Origin of the sequence: Azospirillum agricola, from assembly GCF_017876095.1 — a bacterium.
GTDB lineage: Bacteria > Pseudomonadota > Alphaproteobacteria > Azospirillales > Azospirillaceae > Azospirillum > Azospirillum agricola.
Genome location: NZ_JAGINM010000027.1, coordinates 1 through 17461, shown reverse-complemented (window position 1 = coordinate 17461; position 17461 = coordinate 1). Strand labels below are relative to the sequence as shown.

Below are 17461 nucleotides of genomic sequence, written 5' to 3'. Positions count from 1 at the left end.
CGCATGCACTACGAACAAGCCAAGCGGTATTTGGCCGACCTGAAACAGGATCGGTACGGCCGCCACCGGCTCGCCCCGGCGGACACGAAATCCTGGTTGGTCTCTTACGAAGGGAACCGGGGCGGGAACTACTGGTACACGGTGACCTGGAACCATCCCGGGATCCTGACTGTCGGCGGCGACATCGGCGAGATCACGCTCACCCACTACAACGCCATGAACACATGGGAGAACGCGGCGGCATGGGTGAACGGTTCCAGCTACGATTACCTGCTGGGGAAGTCAAACCATCGTCGGGAATACGATCCGGACGACACCTTCACCTTCATCATGGAGGATCTGGTTCGGGAGGCCAAAGAGTCGCTGCTTGAGTTCCGTAAGGATCTGAAGCGTTGGTCGATCGACATGCAGGACGAGAACGCGCCGCGGTCTCCGGAGGCATGGGATCCCGATGAGTTCGGCCCTTACTGGATCGACCAGCCGGAACCGCTTCGCTGCACCTTCACCACCAGCTTCCCTTATGAGACGCTCGACCAAGCCGAAGAAGCCCACCTCCACTATCCTGGCCGCGACCGGGTGAAAGCAGAGGCGCCCGAGGGGTGGCAGGAATGGTTGCGCCTCTACGATGCGGTTGGGGACTCATGGCAGAAGCCGGACGAGATCTTCACCCCCACCGGCCGTCGGGCGCTTAAGCGGAATCTCCGCGACCATTTGGGCGGCGCCGACTCAGCGGCGAACCTATGCCAGAAGCTCGGTCACGACGACTATTACGGTTCCTACAGCTGGTCCCACCAGTCGATCAACATGATCGCCGCCCTCCACCGGTGGGCCGCGTTAGTGGTCGAGACCGATGAATGGCGCATCGCCCGCGATCGGGCCGCCGCCCTGGCCGAGCACCGGAAACATGCCGCGATGTTCGATCGGCGGATGCCCAAGCACGGCTACAGCGACCTTTACGCCTATGCCCCCGGAGTCATCCCTTTCAACCGCGACCAGCCCACGGCCTGCATGGGCCCGGAGCCGGCTGCCGTCGCGGCCTGACGCCTCCTTCTCCCGCCGATCGGCAACCCCATTCCGGGTGCTCACCCAGGAGCTCCACCATGAAGTTCAACCCTGCCCTTCCGGCCCGCACGCGGTCCGGCCTCCCCGTGCGCATCATCAGCACCGACCGACGCGACAGCGCCTTCCCGATTACCGCCCTGTACGATGACGGCACCGGCGAGGGCGTCCTCTGTCTGAGGGCTGACGGGTGCTGCTCCGAACTGCCGGACGGCGTGGAGGAATGGCCCGCCGCCGGCAACCCGAATGACGTCATCAACATCGTGGATGGCGACCCGGTTATGGTCGAGGCGGCTCGCCTCTACACCGAGGCCATGGCCGAGGTGACAAGCCCCGTCATGCTCTTCGACGCACTCGCGCCCCACCAGAAGGCCCCGTATATGCACAAGGCGGCCAAGGCGCTGAAGCAGTGCCCGGACATCCAGACCATCGCATCGGTTCGCCTGCCGGCGTCGCTGAAGGAGGCGACGGATCATCTCCTTTCGCGCTTCGGGCATCCGGTGGACAGCAAGGATGCTGCGGCATTTCACAAACTTCTGCGCGGCTACCGTCAGCTGAGCTACGCCCTCACCGATTCGAACGAGCTCCTCCGTACCGTCTGCCAAGCTCCGACCATGTCCGAGGGTTATGCGGCCCTGGAGGATTGGTGCGCGTCCTGCGGACATCCGCAGCCCATCGCCCTGCCAGGCGTGATCGGTGATGTTGTCGCCGAGCGGCGCCGGCAGATCGAGGTGGAGGGCAACACCCTCGAACAGGACGACGGCTACACGATGGGCGAGCTCGCCCGCGCCGCCATATCCTACATCAAGGGCTTCCCGGAAGCGTGGCCCTGGGCGATCAAGTGGTGGAAGCCTAAGGACGCCCGCCGCAACCTGATCCGCGCTCTGGCCTTGCTGGTCGCCGAGGTGGAGCGTCAAGACCGCGCGAAGGTGCGCAGTGCTCGGGCCGAGGGCTGATCCATGAAGGGCATCATCCTCACCGAAGACGAGCTACGCGCTGCCCTCGTCAACACCTTGCAGACCGTCACGCTTCCCGATGCGAAGGCCTGGGACAAGATCAAGGTCGGAACCATCCTGTTCGTGAAGGAGGCTTGGGCCGGCGTCCACCCGCTTGCGATCCAACAGGGGCGCTACAGCCAGATCGGCGGTGGCGGCATCCCTGGCCCGCCGCCGGTCGACTATCGCGTCGTCTATCGGATCGACGGCCCGACCCTGAAGGTCTGGAGCAATCAGGGAGGCGGTTGGCCGTATTGGTCGCTGACGCCGCCACCCCACTGCTACTGCGGCGGTGATTGCCGGCGCCAGAGCGCGTGCAGCGACCATCACCTTGACGATGGTAAGCGCCTGTTCTGGTATCCGGCGCGGGAATGCCCTGAGCGGGTGGCGCGCCTGTTCCTCCGGATCGAGGCCCTGGACGGTCGCATCGCAACGGTCTCTGTGATCCACCGGCGGAATCTGAGCCCTGGTTTCGCTGACCAACTCGCCGCCGGTACCGCCGGCTACCAGCAGCTCATCGAGCGGGTCCCGGCCAGCCAGATCGAGCCGCGGGATGTGGCCTGGGTGGTTCTCAACGCCGCGAAGGATCATGAGCGGGCAGGGGTCTACATCGCCAGCCGCGCCAGCATTCCGGAGCGGGCCGCCGAGTGGAGGCGATTGAGAGATGTCGATGGACACCACATCGTCACCTCCTGGATCGACGAAGCTGGACCCGGCCAGACCGCCAACTTCGCCGAGCTCTGGCTCCGCATCGAGAGGGAGATTGCCGGCGCTGAGCGGTTGGTGCTCTACGCCGAAGCTGGCGACTTCCCGTTGAAGGGCGCGATTGCCGAGGCGGCGCTCGCAATCGCGAACCGGATTCCCGTCATCATCGTGGCGCCTGGCGTCAAGGTGGAGGTGCCGGCCTACGGTCCGTTCGGATCCTGGGCGGCCCACCCGCTGGTGAGCTTCGCGGACTCCATGGCTGCGGCGCTCTCCACCCCACCTGCAGCGGTGCGGGTGCCGTCATGAAGACTCTGTCTCGCCGACTTGAACGGGAAGCTCCCCAGCGCCGAACGTTGGCAGCTGACCTCCTGGCCGAAGGCAAGTTCAACGACGCCCTGTGCGCCCTCTCGCACGTCTACGAGCAAGACGGCGACGTGATGCAGTGCCGTTGCTGCAGCCAAGGCATTCACGTCTACTACGCCGGCCAGCCGCTGCGGCATGGCCTCGCGGAAGCGACAGGCAACGACTGCCCTTACCAGGGCGACAAGAATCCCTGGGACATCCTGCTTGAGGCCGCCATAGGGCGGCGTGCCCAGCACTCCCTACCCTTGGCCGCCTGACTCCGTCAGCGAACCTGTGCGCTTGCCCCATGCGCCATGCGCCATGGCCGAACTTGGAGCCATCCATTGACCACCAAATTCGTCAACGTCCCACCGATCGCCGCCGACATCCTCGGCCGCGCCACCGTGCAGGGCAACGTCATCATCCTGCCGCCCGGCAAGCTCGATCGGCCCGTCTACACCGCCGTCAACAAGGCGCTGGAAGCCATGGGCGGCGCCTGGAACCGGAAGGTCGGCGGGCATGTCTTCCCGACCGATCCGAGCAAAGCTCTGGCCGCCGCCCTGACTGTTGGCGTCGAGAGGGTTCCGGACCGCAAGCAGACACTGCAGTTCTTCGAGACGCCGGAACCGCTGGCCGAGCGCATGGCCGAACTGGTCGGCATCAAGCACGGCGACCTCGTGCTGGAGCCGAGCGCCGGCCACGGCCGGCTGGTGAAGCCGTTGCTCGACCGCGGTGCCCGTGTCGTCACCGTGGAGATCGATCCGGAGAATTCTGAAGTTCTGCGCGGCCTCGACGTCATCGGTGTCCACCTCTCCGACTTCCTGCTCTGGGGCAAGCGGCAGCATCGCATGGGCAGCCGGTTCGACGCCGTTGCGATGAACCCGCCGTTCAGCGGCAACCAGGACATCCGCCACATCCGGGCGGCCTGGGAACTGCTGCGCGACGGCGGCCGTCTGGTCGCCATCGTTAGCGAGCATCCCTTCTTAGGCGGCGAGCGCGACTGCATCGATTTCCGGCTCTGGCTCAACACCATCGGTGCCGACGCCGAGGCGCTGCCGCCGAGCACGTTCGCGTCGTCCGGCACCACCGTCCGCACCCGCCTCATCACCGCCACCAAGGCCGCAGCCGCCGCAGCTGCTTGAACACCGCCAGCCGCACGAGAGGATGCCATCATCATGATCACCAAAGAAACCGCCACCGACATTGCTCTGGCCTATCGTGAAGTCGAGACCGCCGAGGCGCTGCTGAAGGAAATCACCGACGCGATGGACCGACGTGAAGCGCCCGATCTGCGGGATGCGTTCGGCCGCAGACACGATGGCTTACAACTCGGCGTCCCGAGCGGACAAAACGGCCATCGCCTCTTCAACGTTCCGTGGTCGCTCGCCAAGCCGATCATTGAGACGCACATTGCCACGCAGAAGGCTCAGATCCAGCTTCTGACCAACCAGGCCCTTGTCGAAGCCGGAACGCTCTCAGCCTTACCCCTCCCTCCTGCGGCAGCTTGAGGGGAGGGCACAAGCGTGGGAAGCAACCTCACCAACCGCATCCGCCAGCCCTACGATGTCCGCATCCACCCCAACGGTTTCACCATCTGGTCTGGGCCGACCGACAACGACGCGATTGTTGGCGCGATCTACGACAAGGAGCCGGGCAGCTACGACGCCGAGGGCATAGCGAAGGTCTGGGCATGGTCCTTCCCGATCATGTTCCCGGCTCTCGCACAGATCCGAGACGCTTCCGCCCTCGCCGCTTATGCATCGGCCCATGCTTGGCCGGAGGAAGCCGTCGACCTGCTGCGACGGATCTACCGCCTCGCCAAGGACGCTCTACCGCTTCCCACCATCGGTGACACCAAGGGCGCTTCACCGGCGCCGCTTGAAGTGGCGGCGACTCCCGATCCTGCCGCCGCCCCGCAGGAGGTGGTGGAGGCGCCGATCCTATGGTGCGTTCACCATCGCGGTCCGGACGACCTGCACCCGGTCGAAAGCTACGACGCCGCCGTGAAGATGGCCGACGCCATGAACGAGGCCGCCGAGCGCTTCAACTTTGGCAAGAAGCCCAACAGCATAGACTACGTGTGGTCCGTTTCTTACCCGGCACCCTGGCCGGGCACGGCGAAACGCCACGCGGAATGGCTGGAGAAGGGACGCCAGCACACCGGGGAGGGCCGGTGATGGCTGACCTGATGGCAGACAAACGCGAGTATGCGCAGCGGTGGCGCGACGATGCATTCCATGCCGCCGCCGATATCGCAGAGCGGTACGGGGCGTCGCATGCGGCCACGGATATCAGGGCGATGGCTGGCGGTCAGCCCCAGGCGGTGGCGGAGGTCGCTCTCTATCAGACCCGCTTCCGCTACGATGAGAACAGTTCCGTCCCCGGCTGGTCGGAATGGGAAACCGTCCCGCTGTCGAGATACCAGGACGCGCTGCATTACATCGAGCGCGGCTTCCGCTACGAGGCTCGGGCCTTGGGCGTGGTGTCCGCCGCCCCGCCTGCGCCGGTGTCCGACCCGCTCGCCCTAATCCGTCAGGCCATTGCCGATTACCACTACGCGCTGGACACCCGGTTGGATGGCCGCAATGCGGAGAGACGGGCCTTCGACGCCATTCAAGCGGCCTTGGGAATGGAATGGGTGCATGGCGCAGAGAAAGCGCGTCGCGATGCGAAGGGGGGAGGGAGATCGTGAGCCGCAGCATTTCCATGAGGCTGCGGCCGGGGAGCCTGACGCTCCGCGAGGCTACGGCCGTCGCCCGCAAACGCATCAAGGACGGACTGTACCTGATTAAGCGCCACGGAGGCTGGTTCCGGCCGAAAGCGCAGGGCTACACGCGCGATCTGGCCGAGGCCGGGATTTTCAACGCCACCACCGCCCGCGGGTACATCGATGTAGAGGGCCTGTCGGTCTGGCCAGTCAGCGCCATCGCCGAGCAGGTCGCCACCGACATCGCCGACACGGAGCGCAAGCTGGTCGCACTGCGCAGCCTTCAGGCCCGGGTCGCCACCTCTCAAGCTGAGGATGCCTAACACCATGCATAAGAACACCGAGCCCATGGGCATCCTGAAGGATCGGGTGAAGGCCCTGACCGCACCTGACCGTGAGGTCGATGCGCTGATCCAGATCGAACTCAACCCGGAATTCGGCGCCCGGTACGACCGCCTTACCGGGCCCCAGGCCGAGTTCGTGCTGTTCTCCGACGTCTGGCGCCGCAACCGGGCCGACCACATCAACCATGCGAACAACGTCGCCGATTGGTGGAAGGTGCCCCTCTATACCGCCAGCGTTGACGCCGCCATGACGCTCATGCCGGTCGGGGTCAACCTCCTGGAAGTGACCCTCGCCTTCAACACGCTGGAGTCGCCATGGTATCCGGCGGTCTCCATCCGCTGGTATCCACCGAGCAAGGCCGGGGATGATTGGCATGCCCAAGTCTCCAGCGCAGCGACCATCCCGCTGACGATCTGCTTGGCGGCGCTCGAACTCAGCATCGCCGCCAGCCAGGAGATCCAACAATGACCGCCGCCACCCTATCACAGGCCCACACCTCGGACAGCGTCGCCGCGAAGCTGCGGGAAGCCGCTCGCGCCCAATCAGCAGCCTTCCCAGAGGATCGGCCCGAGTGGAAAGCTGCTGATCTGATCGAAAAGCAGGCCGCCGACCTGGCGTGGCTCCGCAACAGCTACCGTGAAACGACCTGCGCTCATTTCAATGAGGTGCAGCGGGGCGAGGCGCAGGCAGCGGAGGTCGCACGCCTGTCAGGCGAGGTGGAGCGGCAGGCACGAGCGATCGGCAATTACCGCCATTTCCTGACCGAAGCTGTCGCTCGGCCGAAGGGGGTCGTCCCGGATGGGGTTTGCCTGCTGAATGGCACCGCCACCCTCGATGACGATCAAGCCCCAACCCATGCCGAAGCCGCCCTTGCCGCCGCGAAGCAGAAGCGCCGCGAGCGTAGCCAGCGGTATTGGGCCAGGTTCTGCCGGATGCGCGAGCGCGCCGAGACGGCCGAGGATTGGGGGCGGGCGATGCGGGAGGCGCTGGAGCCGCTTCGCCCTTGGTGTGACCAATTCTTGAGCGGCGTGGCCCGCGACTTGGCGCGCCACGAGATCATGCGTGAGGTGGAGCGCCTGCTGAAGCCGGTCTTCGCCGCCCTCACCCATCCTGCGCCGCCGGCTGTCACGGGCCCGACCGACAAACTGCTGGCACGGGAACTAGCCTGCTCGTTGGACGAAATCGTCACCACCCTCGCCGCGCTGCCTACGATGCAGACCCGCAGGTTCCTGCATCTCGGTATCAGGGCCGACGACATTCTCGCCAAAGCCCGCGCCGCCGGCCTTCTGGATACCGTGGAAACCAACAAGCTGGGGAGGGCGCCCGTAACTGGCCAGCCCCAGCCCTCCCTGCCGACGAGCCCGGAGCTGCGAGCTCGCGATTTGATCGACGCCCTTTCGAAAAGCGTCGGCTTTCCAGAAGGTCATATCCTCGTTAAGGGCGACTCCTTCGACGAATGGCATGCGAACCCCCAGGCCGTTTCCATCATCGCCGCCGCAATCAGCGCCGCCGAAGCAAACGCCAGGGCGGACGGGCGGATGGCGCGCACCGAGGATGCCGACAACATCCGCCACGATGCCGTGCTGATCAAGGCCGAGTTGGGGCGGGTCCAATCCGCCCATGGCGCCTACGTCCTGCTTAGAGATCCAAGCGGCATGATGGCGCTGCTGTCGTCAATCATGCGCCAAGCCGACGCCTTGAAGGCGCGCCCCGCCACGGAGGGTGAGTGATGGCAACTATTCTCCGCCAGGTGTTCCACACCGCCCACAAGCAGCACGACTGCTACCGCTGCGGCCATCCGATCCGAATCGGTGACCGCTATCTCGCGGTGACCTTCGCCAACGGCTTCCGCGACGGCTGGACCGGCGTCCGCTACACGAAGGCCTGTCGCCATTGCCAGCCGGATTACCTGTGCCAGTGCGGCGAGTGCGATTTCGTCGTCGAGGCCCAGCCGGCCGAGCCGATCGCACCATGGCTGGAACTGCTGACCGTTTCGAGGGAAGCGTGTCGTGCATGACCCCTCACCCATGCGCGCCGACCTGGAACGCATCCTGTCGCTGGCTGTCACCGAACGCCGGTTGAGAGATCATCCGAACTGGAAGACGGCGCCAGAGGCGGCGTGGGAGGAGCACGGCGAGGCGGTCGAAGCGCTCTACGCTGAACTCTACCGCCAGATCGACGTTCGGACCGCCAACGGCGAACCGCTGAAGGTCCCGCCCAAGCCGCCTGCCCCCCGCAAGGAACTCGAAAAGCGCGTGATGGCAGCCCTGAAGGCCGAACTGCCCGGCATGGTGAGGAGCATTATTGATGCCGCCTGATTTTCAGACCCGATCGAAGACCATCCACATGGCCAAGCTGGTCGCCCCGGATGGTCGAGTTTCGGCGGCGTGCTTCACCTCCCCGCGTGCCATCGACTTGAGCCGCGCTACGTGGACTCTCCGATCCGAAGCCGTGACCTGCTCGAAGTGCCGGCGCGCGCTCTCAACTCCCATCAGCCCCAAGGAGACACGGGATGCAAAATGACCTTTCCGTCATCTTCTCGGACCAGATGGCCCGCTCCCTGTGGGCTGGCCTGAAGACGCAGACGCGGCGCCTCGCTCGCAGCCCCCTCGCCAAGGCCAAACCCGGTGACCGCCTATGGGTTCGTGAGGCTTGGTGTCCGGCCAACTCCGCTCGCGGCCCTTGTGTCTGCTACAGGGCGAACTTTCATCGCTGGTATCCGGAGTATGACGGTCCGAACTATGGGGCAGGGCCGTCTTTCGACTACTCCAAGTACCCGGCCGGGGAGGGCGCATGGTCGATCTGGGCGGGGGACCTGGAGTCGGGCAGCGAGAAAGGCTGGCGCCCCTCGATCCACATGTTCCGCTGGGTCAGCAGGATGACGCTGATCGTTGAGGAGGTTCGGTATCAGCACCTCCACGACATCAGCGAGGAGGACGCCATCGCCGAGGGTGCGGGCCAGTACACCAGCCAGACCAAAATCCAGCGCCCCTTCAATCCGGACTGGAAGGGGTCATACCGCGCCGGCTTCATGGCGCTGTGGGACACCCTCCATGGCGCGGAGTCTTGGAACGCCAACCCGGCTGTCGTCGCCCTCACGTTTCGGGTGACCAAGGCCAACATCGATGGAGGATGCCGTGCCGGTTGAGAAGATGGACATCGAGCGGTTGGTCGAGGCCGGCGGTGATGGGGGAGGGTGGCTCGGCTTCTGGGCGAAAGGGCATCACGATGTCGGCGCCTTCCTCGACGCCGCGGCCTCTGACGACTCCTTATGGGATCCCTACGGCCGGCGACCGGTGGTGTCCCCCTGGATGATCGTCCATGGATGGTGGAGGGTCGTCCCGATCCGCAGCGAGCCTGGGATGTTCGAGTATCGCGACGCCGCTCCCAAGTCTCGCGGCGCATTCCCGGTCACCCACCTCAACATGTCAGAGGTCTATGTCATCCGCTGGGAAGCCGAGCGCCGATGGACTGACGCGGACATGTGGTCGGCCGCGGCCGACTACAGCCTGGAGCATTCCGAGACCGTCTACCGGGCTATCAGCCTTACGGCCCGCCGCAAGGTCGGAAGCCTGATCGGTCTGAACCGCGAGGACGCGCTCGCTCGGAACCGCGTCCAGATGCACGGGACCAACGACCACCTGAAGCTGGAGCCGATCCATGGTGGCTGACTCGTTCGGCCAAGCAGCTCCACGCCACCCCATCACCTTCCAGGAACGCGTTGCTCACGCGCTCTGCGCCTTCGACATCGCTGGTGGGGAAGGGCGCATGACCGACGAAGAGCTTGCCGAGCTGGATGAGCTGCTCGCCCTCGCACGGCAGGTCCACGGTGTAGAGAAGGCGTGGAGGAAATTTCGACACATCCAGGCCTTCGCCCGGCTGGATCGCGACTTGCGGCATCGAGAGGGTGGGGCCGTCATGCACGCTCACTTGATCGCGGCCGACTGGCCCAACTACCAGGGGGCAGCTGACGCGGTGCTTTCCGTCATGCTGGAGCGGCCGGAAGTTGTGAGGGAGATCCTGTCCGAGACCACGGCGGGGGAGGGGAGGGATAAGGAATGACTCTCGACCTCTTCGACGCAGCCCCGTCGTCGACGCCGGCCATGCTTCATGCGCCAGGCGGCAAGGTGAAGACGGCCCTCCCTCCCGGTCTCCACGGAGACGCTGCCTTCAGCCCTTGCGGCCGTTATCGCCACATTCTCCGCCGATGGGTCGGTGATGAATTTCCCGCCCACCACTGGCTGCTGATCGGAATGAACCCGAGCACTGCAGATGCAGCCTTCAACGATCCCACCATCAGGCGGGAATGGGGGTTCACCGTTCGCGAGGGCTACCTTGGTTTCGTGAAGGCCAACGTCGGCGACTTCCGCGCCACCGATCCCGCATCCCTCAGCGGAGCAGGAGTTGAGCCTCGGTCTGGAGCAAACCTGCCGGCGATCCTGAGTGCAGCGACAGCGGCGCACAGGGTGGTGGCGTGCTGGGGGAATCTGCCGCGCCCCTTAGCCGTCTTCGGTGAGGAGACCGTCCAGATTCTGAAGGAGTCCGGCGTCGAGATGTGGTGCTTTGGGACAAACGCTGATGGCAGCCCCAAGCACCCCCTGTACCTCAAGGGCACCACACCCTTGGTTCGATTCCGAGATTAGGACAAAGCCGCCAGCTCGGCTTCCAGCTGCGCCTGCCGCTCCTTCCAACGCTTTACCTCATCTTTCGCCTGCTTGATCTCCCGCAGCAGTTCTGTGCGGCGATCGGTTGATGGGGCAGGGGAAGGGGCTCGCAGGCGCTTCTTGAACTCCGCGATTTCCTTGCGTTGCACATCAGGCCGGATCAAACCCTGTTCAGCGGCAGCTGAACGCTCTTCGTCCGTGAGCGTAAGCACCTCATAGGCCGTCGCATAGGAACCGGGCATGGTGTCCAGCGACAGGACGTTGGCATCCAGAGCCGCAGCCACCTTCATCATGCGGTTGCCAGTGCTGTAGCGGAACGGGAGATCGCGCTCCACCATCTCCATGAACTCGCCATGCTCCAAGGTGGTCTTGGCGTGATTCAGGTAGCGGCCGATGGCGATGAAGTTTTCCTCAGCCTGAGCCCAGAGCCGGCCGATAGCATCCGCAAAACTCGCACGTGTGCGAAGTTTGCCGGGCGCAAGAGGTCGCGAAAGACGCGGGGCCGGGGCATCCGACGGGCTCAGAATCTCCGTCGCCTGTTCTGCAGTCACGATCCGTGGGGTAAGCTTCTTAGCCATGGAGCAGAGCCTCCACGGCGGCACCCAGCTCGGCATAGTCGCCGCGGACCGCGGTATCATCCAGTGGCAGCCCAGCAAAGCTGTAATTCTGATAGGCCGCGCGGAACGGCACTTCGGCGTTCAGCAGGGGAACGTTCAACGCCTCCAGTTGGGACTTGGCGAAGCCGAAGGACTGGGCCCGCTTGTTCACCTGCATCAGCACCACCGCGGCCGGGATCGTAGCCTTAGGATTCCGGCGCTGGGCCAGCCGGCGTTCTGCAATGACGTTCTGGTAGGTTCTGGCCGCTTCGAGGGTGTCCTTGGCGTCGGGACGGCTTGGAATCAACACCGCATTTGCCACAGCGATCGCATGCACGAGGCCGCGAGCGAGCGCGCCAGCGACATCGATCACCACGAAATCGGACCGAGCTTCAGCTTCCGCCGCTCGCTCCACGATGTCGTCTTCATCGATCGCTGTGCAGGCGATAGACGCCCCAGAATTTTTGATCCACTGCGTCAGGTTGCGATTAGGGTCGACGTCCAACAACTCGACCGACCGGTTGGAGCGACGCCAGTGGTCGGCGAGGCAAAGAGAGAGCGTGGTCTTTCCCGGACCGCCCTTGGTGCTGGCGCAGGTGATGATGGGCATGAGCTTCCCCCGTTTTGCCGGAGGGTGCGACAGGGGAGGGGAGGGTGTCAACGTCGACCTTCTGGGGACTTGGGTGACGCCTTAGGGCAAGCGCCATCTCACGTAGGAAGGGCGCTGAGCCCCGTTTAGGGTCTGCAGTCGGCCGTTGTGAGACTGGGGACTTGGGTGACGCCTACCGAAGCCGGCTAACAGGCGGGCGGCTCGGATGCAGCACCACTCCAGTGTCTTCGATCGACACCACCGCACCATCATAGGCGGCCAGGGCCTTTTGAAGATTCGGAATGAACTTGTGCTTGAACTGACGGACGAGTTTGTAATTTGTGCCAAACTGGGCGTGCAGCGCAGCCCAAGTTACCGGGGTTGGTCGATCCACGACGCGGAGTCGATAGGCCAGCCAGATATAGACGTCGAGAGCGACCGCATCGTCGGCCAGAGCACGCACAGCTTCATCCAGTAGCGGCACAGCGTGTTTCTTCAGGTGCCCATAAAAATCGGCGTCTAGAACGACTTCATCGTCCCAGAGCTGAGCCTGGGCATCACCTGCGCCGGCACGATAGAAGTAGCCGCTCTTGATGATGTTCTTTGCTTCGAAGCCGTCTCCATGCGCGTTTGACCAGAAAAATCGCATTGAGCAGGCGGCAAGCCGATAGATCTGATCCATCAGCAGCGTTCCAGTCTTACCACCATACTCACGTCCAAGCTTCCCGGTGACGAATTCCCGGAGGGAGCCACCAAGCTCGATGTGCGGGCTGCTGTTTTTGACGGCTTCCGATTGCAAGTAAATCAAGACCAACCGCGCATAGCTGCCGTATGGAACACCAAAGCGGCGGATCCGATTGTTGATTTTCAGAGTGCCAGGGTCGATAGAAAGCGTAACGTCATGCCCTTCCTTCACCCAGTTGTCGCTGGTAGCCAGCTGCCGGTAGGGGAGGGCGGTGAGGGCAAAGCCCGAATAGCTAAAGCCTGTCTTGTTCTCTTCTGATGCGAGAACCTGTGACGCAATGTCGATAGCAGGGCGCAGTTCTTGCGGAGCAATTCGTCGGGCCTCTTCGACGCCGTGAACCTGGATCAAGCGTCGAGCTTCACTCATACCAACCTCCATATCTGCTGGGATCATGGCTGCCCTACCGCAGACCGTCAAGGCGGGGACTTAGGTGACGGGGCTATTTGAAAGCTTGTAGACTCTATCTGTAGTATGCGTCACCAGAGTCCCGTGGATTAAGCGAGTCGCGTCACCCAAGTCCCCATGTCCGTCACTCTGGTCCCGTGGACATAGCCTGCCGCTGTGGATGAAGGCCGTAGGCGTCACCCAAGTCCCCGGCCCGAATCGGATCCTGAGAGACGAGCGCTCCAGTTTCAGCTGTCAACCGCTCTTTGTTCTTGAAAAGTTCCGGAACCCGGACATCCTTCCTACGTTTACGAAGTCGCGCCTAATGGTGGGAGGAGGGGGCCGTGCCAGCATTGACCAACGTCGGGTTCGAGCTCCACCTGGAGCCCGTCGAGATGAGCGTATGCGAGATTTGGATGGTTGAGGCGAATGTGCCGGCCGGTTTTCCGTCGCCGGCTGCCGACTATGTCGAGGGTCGGCTCGACCTTTCTGAGATCCTGGTACCGCACCCCAGCGCGACATTCACCTTGCGAATCAGCGGACACTCGATGTCGCGCGCCGGCATCCATGATGGCGACTTGGCGCTCGTCGACCGCAGCCTCACGGCCAGACACGACGACGTGGTTGTTGCGGTGCTTGACGGTGAGCTGACCTGCAAGCGCCTCTTGCTTCGGAGCGGCCGGACCTATCTGGCGCCAGACTCCGACGATCGTGCATACCAAGCCGTGGACGTCACGGGGCGGCCCGGATTCGAGATCTGGGGAGTGATCTACAGCACCATTCGGTTCCACCGGAGGTGATGGCTATGGCGCCGCGAGCGATTGCCCTTGTCGATTGCAACAACTTTTACGTTAGCTGTGAGCGGGTCTTCCGGCCCGATCTTGAAGGCGTTCCTGTGGGCGTGCTGTCGAACAACGATGGATGCTTCGTCGCGCGGAGTTCCGAACTCAAGGCCCTCGGCGTGAAGATGGGGCAGCCGCTGTTCGAGGTGAAGGATTTGGTCCGCCGGCACAGGGTTCGCGTGTTCAGCAGCAACTACGTGCTGTACGGCGACATGAGCCAGAGGGTGACCGAGTGCCTTCGCGGGTTCACCCCCGCCCTGGAGAACTATTCGATCGACGAGAGCTTTCTCGACCTCTCGGGCTTTCACGGCCGTGACCTCTCGGCCTATGCATCCGAGATTCGCTCAACGGTGAAGATGTGGACCGGAATCCCGACGTGCATCGGCATCGCCTCCTCGAAGACGCTCGCCAAGCTAGCGAACCACGCGGCCAAGAAGTCGCTGATGGGGGAGGGCGGGGTATGCGACCTGACGCACGAGGGAGACCGCGAGCAAGTGCTCCACATGGTGCCGGTGGAGGAGGTTTGGGGCATCGGCCGGCGCAGCGCGGAGAAGCTCAACATGCTCGGCGTGAAGACTGCGGCCGACCTGCGCAGCATGGACCCGCGCCAGGCGCGCAAGCTGCTGACGGTGGTGGGTGAGCGGTTGGTGTATGAGCTCCGCGGTGTGGCGTGCCTGCCGCTCGACTTGGCGCCGCAGCCGGTGAAGGGCACCGCCGTGACCCGCTCCTTCGGCGAGCCGGTGAAGACTTGGGAGCCGATGCGAGAGGCTGTGGCCAGCTACGCGTCCCGCGCGGCCGAGAAGCTGAGAGGGCAGGGCGCCCATGGGTTGGCAGCCGAGTCCTTGCAGGTCTTCATGCATACCTCGCCTTTCCGCTCGGGCCCGAGCTACGCCAACGCGGCCACGGTCGAGCTCCAGCCGCCGACCAACGACAGCTTCGCCCTGATCGCAGCGGCCACCGCGGCGGCGAAACGGATCTGGCGCGAGGGATTCCAGTTCAGCAAGGCCGGCGTCGTCCTATCCGGCTTGGTGCCGGTCGAGCGCGTTCAGCCGGATCTGCTGCAGGCTGCCGATCGGCAACGCGGGTCGCGGCTCATGGCGGCTATGGATGCCGTCAACGCCAGGATGGGACGAGACACGCTTCGGTCTGCGGCGACGATGGGGCGGGCATGGCGGATGCGTCAGGAATCCCGGTCACCCTCTTATACGACCAGATTGACGGATGTGCCCGTTGTCCGGGCTTAGCAGCGGATGGCTACAGCAGCACGTGACGCCGGTCATGGTCGCGTTGTTGCGGCGCTGCCGCTGCTCGGGAGCCCCTATGCCGCGGAGCGCGATGCATTGGTTGTTCGCGAACCGGAAGACGAGGGAATCGAAGAGTTCGATGAGCGCCTGCCATGCTCAGGGCTTACCCCGTCCAGGCTCCGCCTATAGCGTGCATGCGCCGTTTCGAATACATGATCTGGCCGATTTGGCGGCTTGCGAGACGTGCAGGAGATGTCCTATCGTGTCGGAGAGGAAGGGCCGGGGTCCAGCCGACCCTTCCCCGCTCCGGTTAGTGCAAGAGGACCAGGATAGCCTGGATCGACTGCACCAGTTCAACCAGGAGCTTGGTTAGAATGATCCATTGGATCATCTTGGCCTCCTTCACAGGTCAGTGGTTAGGGCGGCGGCGGATCCGCCGCCCGACTCCACGCGGCAATCCTAGCCAGCGAGCGCGGGGCCTGCAAGGGAAGGAAAGTTCTAATCCACCAGATATAGCGTTTGACACTGGAAGAGCCCCGCAAATCTAGCGATTTGCCCTGTCAACAACGCCAGCATGGCCTCTGTTGCACGCTCTCCAGGAGATTTTTGCTCCCCGCCTAAGATAGACCAATATGAAGCGGAAATTTCGATATTTATGGCTCCCGGCCCCAAAGCGATCAATATTTTGTGGTGCCTAATCTTCCTCCTCCACCATTAGACAGCGCTCGCGGCCCTTGCGCACTTAACCTCCCCGATGGTCGAGTCGCCGACAGGCGACTCGGAGCGGACCGGGGCAATCCATTGCCGGTTGGTAGCGATTGGAAGGCGTTGGAGCCAAGCCGTCTAGCCAAGCACAACATGTTGACATTGCCTGCGCCTGGACGCGACCAAGGTCGGCAAGGTAGCCGACGTGATATTCTGGTCATTATATTAATATTTTCCATAATATATCTTATGACACGAATTTTCTCCGCATCTGGAGAAGCGTTCATCACCTATACAGGAGGCCCGGACCTTTACGGGGTCCGGGGGTATCCGATGACGGGGTGCACTTGGGTGAACCGCACCGCTTGAGCCATGGTGGCGGCGGAATCGCCAAGGTCCCGCATCTCGACTATGGAGGGCCATGGCCTTGGCCAGGGAAAATGGTGTGAGCCAAGGCGGCTCCCTCCCCTGCCTTACCCGCCGCGCAGCAGTTTGTCCTTCGCCGCACTGCCGGCACTCGACCCGACCCAATATGACACCACCGCCGTCGCCATCGTCGTCAACGCCCCCAGCATGATTGCGGCGTTCGGGTCGATCGAGGTGCCGGCAGGCGTGCTCAGCACCTTGTAGAGCACCGCTCCGAACACGGACATCACCACCACGGACACCACCGGGGCGCCCCATGCGATGTGGCTGCCGGCCTTGGCCAGCTCGACCGTCTGCCCCCGCGCGCCGGCTCGGTCGTCGTTGTCGAGCGTCAGGAGCGCGATGAGTTGGTCGCCCACCGCCTTCCGGAACTCGGCCAGCTTGGTGGGGTCCTCGGCGATCATCGAGGCCAGCGGGGCGATGTCCTCCGGCCGGGTGATGGGCACCCCGGCAACGGTGCCGGCGGCGGTCACCAGCGCCTTGGCAACCGCGGCGCCCTTGGCTGAAGTCGCGGGGTCGTCTCCGCCGATGAGCTTGGCGATCTCCTCCCCGGCCAGTTGGGCGAGGGGAGCGGCGGCGGCGAGAAGCAGAGGGAGCATAATGGATTCCTTTCGGGCTTGAGAAAGCCCGCGGCCGGGACGGCGCGGGCGGATAGCTGTGGCAGTGGTTGCGGTCAGCCGGCGTCGAAGTCCGGCAGGTCGACCGTCTGGCCGGCGAGCGGGTGGGTGCTGTCGCCGAGGAACTGGATGCGCCCGTCCGTCACGAAGCTGTGGCAGAGCGGCACGCCGGGCGTCTCGCCGCCGGGGTTGAACAGGATCGACGGGGTGAACGTCGGCTTGTCGGGGTTGCCGTTGTAGGTCCAGCCAGAGCCGGAGCCAACGCGGACAGCGTGCGCAGCGTCACAGCCGGGGCACCAGAACATGAGGCGATTGCCTTCGACGCTGCGGAGGATCTTGGAGAGCGCGGCCATCACGCAATCCCCATCGCCTTGGCCGTCACCGGCCCGACCACACCGTCAGCGACCAGCCCGCGCGCCGCCTGGAACGCTTCCACCGCGTTGCGCGTCATCCGGCCGAAATCACCGTCGGTCGCCACCTTGAAGCCCAGCGCGAC

General features: G+C 64.2%; 25 protein-coding genes. 19 read left to right on the top strand and 6 right to left on the bottom strand.

The genetic code is table 11. From position 1 onward, the window contains the following. Window positions 1-3 precede the first annotated feature (3 nt). The 17 genes from J2847_RS28825 to J2847_RS28745 all read left to right on the top strand — a co-directional run bounded on the left by J2847_RS28825 (window position 4) and on the right by J2847_RS28745 (window position 10796). The gene (locus J2847_RS28825) at window positions 4-1041 is read left to right on the top strand and encodes a hypothetical protein (RefSeq protein ID WP_209782181.1); all 1038 of its coding nucleotides are present in this window, start codon (window positions 4-6) and stop codon (window positions 1039-1041) included. Window positions 1042-1100: 59 nt separating this feature from the next. Next, window positions 1101-2015, top strand: coding sequence for a hypothetical protein (locus tag J2847_RS28820; RefSeq protein ID WP_209782180.1), 915 nt, complete (start codon window positions 1101-1103; stop codon window positions 2013-2015). Window positions 2016-2018: 3 nt separating this feature from the next. Next, window positions 2019-3065, top strand: coding sequence for a hypothetical protein (locus J2847_RS28815; RefSeq protein ID WP_209782178.1), 1047 nt, complete (start codon window positions 2019-2021; stop codon window positions 3063-3065). Then, complete coding sequence (locus tag J2847_RS28810) at window positions 3062-3379, top strand: hypothetical protein (protein WP_209782177.1); 318 nt, start codon at window positions 3062-3064, stop codon at window positions 3377-3379. Before J2847_RS28815 ends, J2847_RS28810 begins: the two co-directional genes overlap by 4 nt. A gap of 66 nt (window positions 3380-3445) precedes the next feature. Beyond that, entirely contained in the window at window positions 3446-4243 is a 798-nt protein-coding gene (locus J2847_RS28805) for a hypothetical protein (RefSeq protein WP_209782175.1), read from the top strand. A 33-nt stretch (window positions 4244-4276) separates the two neighbouring features. Next, on the top strand, window positions 4277-4609 hold the full coding sequence (locus J2847_RS28800) for a hypothetical protein (RefSeq protein WP_209782174.1): 333 nt from the start codon (window positions 4277-4279) through the stop codon (window positions 4607-4609). Between the two features lie 15 nt (window positions 4610-4624). After that, entirely contained in the window at window positions 4625-5278 is a 654-nt protein-coding gene (locus J2847_RS28795; RefSeq protein ID WP_209782173.1) for a hypothetical protein, read from the top strand. Beyond that, window positions 5278-5793 (top strand): hypothetical protein, encoded by a 516-nt coding sequence (locus J2847_RS28790; RefSeq protein WP_209782171.1) that lies wholly within the window; start codon window positions 5278-5280, stop codon window positions 5791-5793. Before J2847_RS28795 ends, J2847_RS28790 begins: the two co-directional genes overlap by 1 nt. Beyond that, window positions 5790-6131, top strand: a complete 342-nt coding sequence (locus J2847_RS28785) for a hypothetical protein (protein ID WP_209782170.1) — start codon at window positions 5790-5792, stop codon at window positions 6129-6131. Before J2847_RS28790 ends, J2847_RS28785 begins: the two co-directional genes overlap by 4 nt. Window positions 6132-6135: 4 nt before the next feature. Next, on the top strand, window positions 6136-6621 hold the full coding sequence (locus J2847_RS28780) for a hypothetical protein (protein WP_209782168.1): 486 nt from the start codon (window positions 6136-6138) through the stop codon (window positions 6619-6621). Beyond that, window positions 6618-7883, top strand: coding sequence for a hypothetical protein (locus J2847_RS28775; RefSeq protein ID WP_209782167.1), 1266 nt, complete (start codon window positions 6618-6620; stop codon window positions 7881-7883). The genes J2847_RS28780 and J2847_RS28775 overlap by 4 nt, the downstream gene beginning before the upstream one ends. After that, window positions 7883-8170: a hypothetical protein gene (locus J2847_RS28770; RefSeq protein ID WP_209782166.1), complete on the top strand. Its 288-nt coding sequence runs from the start codon at window positions 7883-7885 to the stop codon at window positions 8168-8170. The genes J2847_RS28775 and J2847_RS28770 overlap by 1 nt, the downstream gene beginning before the upstream one ends. Before the next feature lie 10 nt (window positions 8171-8180). Further along, window positions 8181-8471 (top strand): hypothetical protein, encoded by a 291-nt coding sequence (locus J2847_RS28765; RefSeq protein WP_209782165.1) that lies wholly within the window; start codon window positions 8181-8183, stop codon window positions 8469-8471. 194 nt (window positions 8472-8665) lie between these two features. Continuing rightward, complete coding sequence (locus tag J2847_RS28760; RefSeq protein WP_209782163.1) at window positions 8666-9301, top strand: hypothetical protein; 636 nt, start codon at window positions 8666-8668, stop codon at window positions 9299-9301. After that, window positions 9291-9824 (top strand): hypothetical protein, encoded by a 534-nt coding sequence (locus J2847_RS28755; protein ID WP_209782162.1) that lies wholly within the window; start codon window positions 9291-9293, stop codon window positions 9822-9824. The genes J2847_RS28760 and J2847_RS28755 overlap by 11 nt, the downstream gene beginning before the upstream one ends. 97 nt (window positions 9825-9921) lie before the next feature. Beyond that, window positions 9922-10215: a hypothetical protein gene (locus J2847_RS28750; protein WP_209782161.1), complete on the top strand. Its 294-nt coding sequence runs from the start codon at window positions 9922-9924 to the stop codon at window positions 10213-10215. Further along, the gene (locus J2847_RS28745) at window positions 10212-10796 is read left to right on the top strand and encodes a DUF1643 domain-containing protein (protein ID WP_209782160.1); all 585 of its coding nucleotides are present in this window, start codon (window positions 10212-10214) and stop codon (window positions 10794-10796) included. Before J2847_RS28750 ends, J2847_RS28745 begins: the two co-directional genes overlap by 4 nt. Here J2847_RS28745 and J2847_RS28740 read toward each other — a convergent pair. The 3 genes from J2847_RS28740 to J2847_RS28730 form a co-directional block, all read right to left on the bottom strand. Beyond that, window positions 10793-11395, bottom strand: coding sequence for a DUF3102 domain-containing protein (locus tag J2847_RS28740; protein ID WP_209782159.1), 603 nt, complete (start codon window positions 11393-11395; stop codon window positions 10793-10795). The two genes, J2847_RS28745 and J2847_RS28740, sit on opposite strands and share 4 nt — an antisense overlap. Beyond that, entirely contained in the window at window positions 11388-12023 is a 636-nt protein-coding gene (locus tag J2847_RS28735; RefSeq protein ID WP_209782158.1) for a ParA family protein, read from the bottom strand. Before J2847_RS28735 ends, J2847_RS28740 begins: the two co-directional genes overlap by 8 nt. 172 nt (window positions 12024-12195) lie before the next feature. Then, window positions 12196-13113, bottom strand: a complete 918-nt coding sequence (locus J2847_RS28730; RefSeq protein WP_209782157.1) for a replication protein RepA — start codon at window positions 13111-13113, stop codon at window positions 12196-12198. Between the two features lie 362 nt (window positions 13114-13475). Here J2847_RS28730 and J2847_RS28725 point away from each other — a divergent pair, with 362 nt between their 5' ends. Together J2847_RS28725 and J2847_RS28720 are read left to right on the top strand one after the other, a co-directional pair. Then, window positions 13476-13931: a LexA family protein gene (locus tag J2847_RS28725; protein ID WP_209782156.1), complete on the top strand. Its 456-nt coding sequence runs from the start codon at window positions 13476-13478 to the stop codon at window positions 13929-13931. A gap of 5 nt (window positions 13932-13936) precedes the next feature. Next, window positions 13937-15217 carry a Y-family DNA polymerase gene (locus tag J2847_RS28720; protein WP_209782155.1) on the top strand — a complete coding sequence of 427 codons (1281 nt, stop codon included), beginning with the start codon at window positions 13937-13939 and terminating at the stop codon, window positions 15215-15217. A 1178-nt stretch (window positions 15218-16395) separates the two neighbouring features. Here the strand turns inward: J2847_RS28720 and J2847_RS28715 are convergent. The 3 genes from J2847_RS28715 to J2847_RS28705 all read right to left on the bottom strand — a co-directional run bounded on the left by J2847_RS28715 (window position 16396) and on the right by J2847_RS28705 (window position 17455). Continuing rightward, complete coding sequence (locus J2847_RS28715) at window positions 16396-16947, bottom strand: hypothetical protein (protein ID WP_209782153.1); 552 nt, start codon at window positions 16945-16947, stop codon at window positions 16396-16398. Between the two features lie 74 nt (window positions 16948-17021). Beyond that, the gene (locus J2847_RS28710; RefSeq protein ID WP_233474861.1) at window positions 17022-17318 is read right to left on the bottom strand and encodes a DUF6527 family protein; all 297 of its coding nucleotides are present in this window, start codon (window positions 17316-17318) and stop codon (window positions 17022-17024) included. After that, complete coding sequence (locus tag J2847_RS28705) at window positions 17318-17455, bottom strand: peptidoglycan-binding domain-containing protein (protein WP_209782268.1); 138 nt, start codon at window positions 17453-17455, stop codon at window positions 17318-17320. Before J2847_RS28705 ends, J2847_RS28710 begins: the two co-directional genes overlap by 1 nt. Window positions 17456-17461 lie beyond the last annotated feature (6 nt).

Excerpts from the sequence above, each read along its gene's own strand:
- J2847_RS28825 (WP_209782181.1), top strand. The coding sequence starts at position 4 with ATGCACTACGAACAAGCCAAGCGGTATTTGGCCGACCTGAAACAGGAT.
- J2847_RS28820 (WP_209782180.1), top strand. The coding sequence starts at position 1,101 with ATGAAGTTCAACCCTGCCCTTCCGGCCCGCACGCGGTCCGGCCTCCCC.
- J2847_RS28815 (WP_209782178.1), top strand. The coding sequence starts at position 2,019 with ATGAAGGGCATCATCCTCACCGAAGACGAGCTACGCGCTGCCCTCGTC.
- J2847_RS28810 (WP_209782177.1), top strand. The coding sequence starts at position 3,062 with ATGAAGACTCTGTCTCGCCGACTTGAACGGGAAGCTCCCCAGCGCCGA.
- J2847_RS28800 (WP_209782174.1), top strand. The coding sequence starts at position 4,277 with ATGATCACCAAAGAAACCGCCACCGACATTGCTCTGGCCTATCGTGAA.
- J2847_RS28790 (WP_209782171.1), top strand. The coding sequence starts at position 5,278 with ATGGCTGACCTGATGGCAGACAAACGCGAGTATGCGCAGCGGTGGCGC.
- J2847_RS28780 (WP_209782168.1), top strand. The coding sequence starts at position 6,136 with ATGCATAAGAACACCGAGCCCATGGGCATCCTGAAGGATCGGGTGAAG.
- J2847_RS28775 (WP_209782167.1), top strand. The coding sequence starts at position 6,618 with ATGACCGCCGCCACCCTATCACAGGCCCACACCTCGGACAGCGTCGCC.
- J2847_RS28770 (WP_209782166.1), top strand. The coding sequence starts at position 7,883 with ATGGCAACTATTCTCCGCCAGGTGTTCCACACCGCCCACAAGCAGCAC.
- J2847_RS28765 (WP_209782165.1), top strand. The coding sequence starts at position 8,181 with ATGCGCGCCGACCTGGAACGCATCCTGTCGCTGGCTGTCACCGAACGC.
- J2847_RS28760 (WP_209782163.1), top strand. The coding sequence starts at position 8,666 with ATGCAAAATGACCTTTCCGTCATCTTCTCGGACCAGATGGCCCGCTCC.
- J2847_RS28750 (WP_209782161.1), top strand. The coding sequence starts at position 9,922 with ATGACCGACGAAGAGCTTGCCGAGCTGGATGAGCTGCTCGCCCTCGCA.
- J2847_RS28745 (WP_209782160.1), top strand. The coding sequence starts at position 10,212 with ATGACTCTCGACCTCTTCGACGCAGCCCCGTCGTCGACGCCGGCCATG.
- J2847_RS28740 (WP_209782159.1), bottom strand. The coding sequence starts at position 11,395 with ATGGCTAAGAAGCTTACCCCACGGATCGTGACTGCAGAACAGGCGACG.
- J2847_RS28735 (WP_209782158.1), bottom strand. The coding sequence starts at position 12,023 with ATGCCCATCATCACCTGCGCCAGCACCAAGGGCGGTCCGGGAAAGACC.
- J2847_RS28730 (WP_209782157.1), bottom strand. The coding sequence starts at position 13,113 with ATGAGTGAAGCTCGACGCTTGATCCAGGTTCACGGCGTCGAAGAGGCC.
- J2847_RS28720 (WP_209782155.1), top strand. The coding sequence starts at position 13,937 with ATGGCGCCGCGAGCGATTGCCCTTGTCGATTGCAACAACTTTTACGTT.
- J2847_RS28715 (WP_209782153.1), bottom strand. The coding sequence starts at position 16,947 with ATGCTCCCTCTGCTTCTCGCCGCCGCCGCTCCCCTCGCCCAACTGGCC.
- J2847_RS28710 (WP_233474861.1), bottom strand. The coding sequence starts at position 17,318 with ATGGCCGCGCTCTCCAAGATCCTCCGCAGCGTCGAAGGCAATCGCCTC.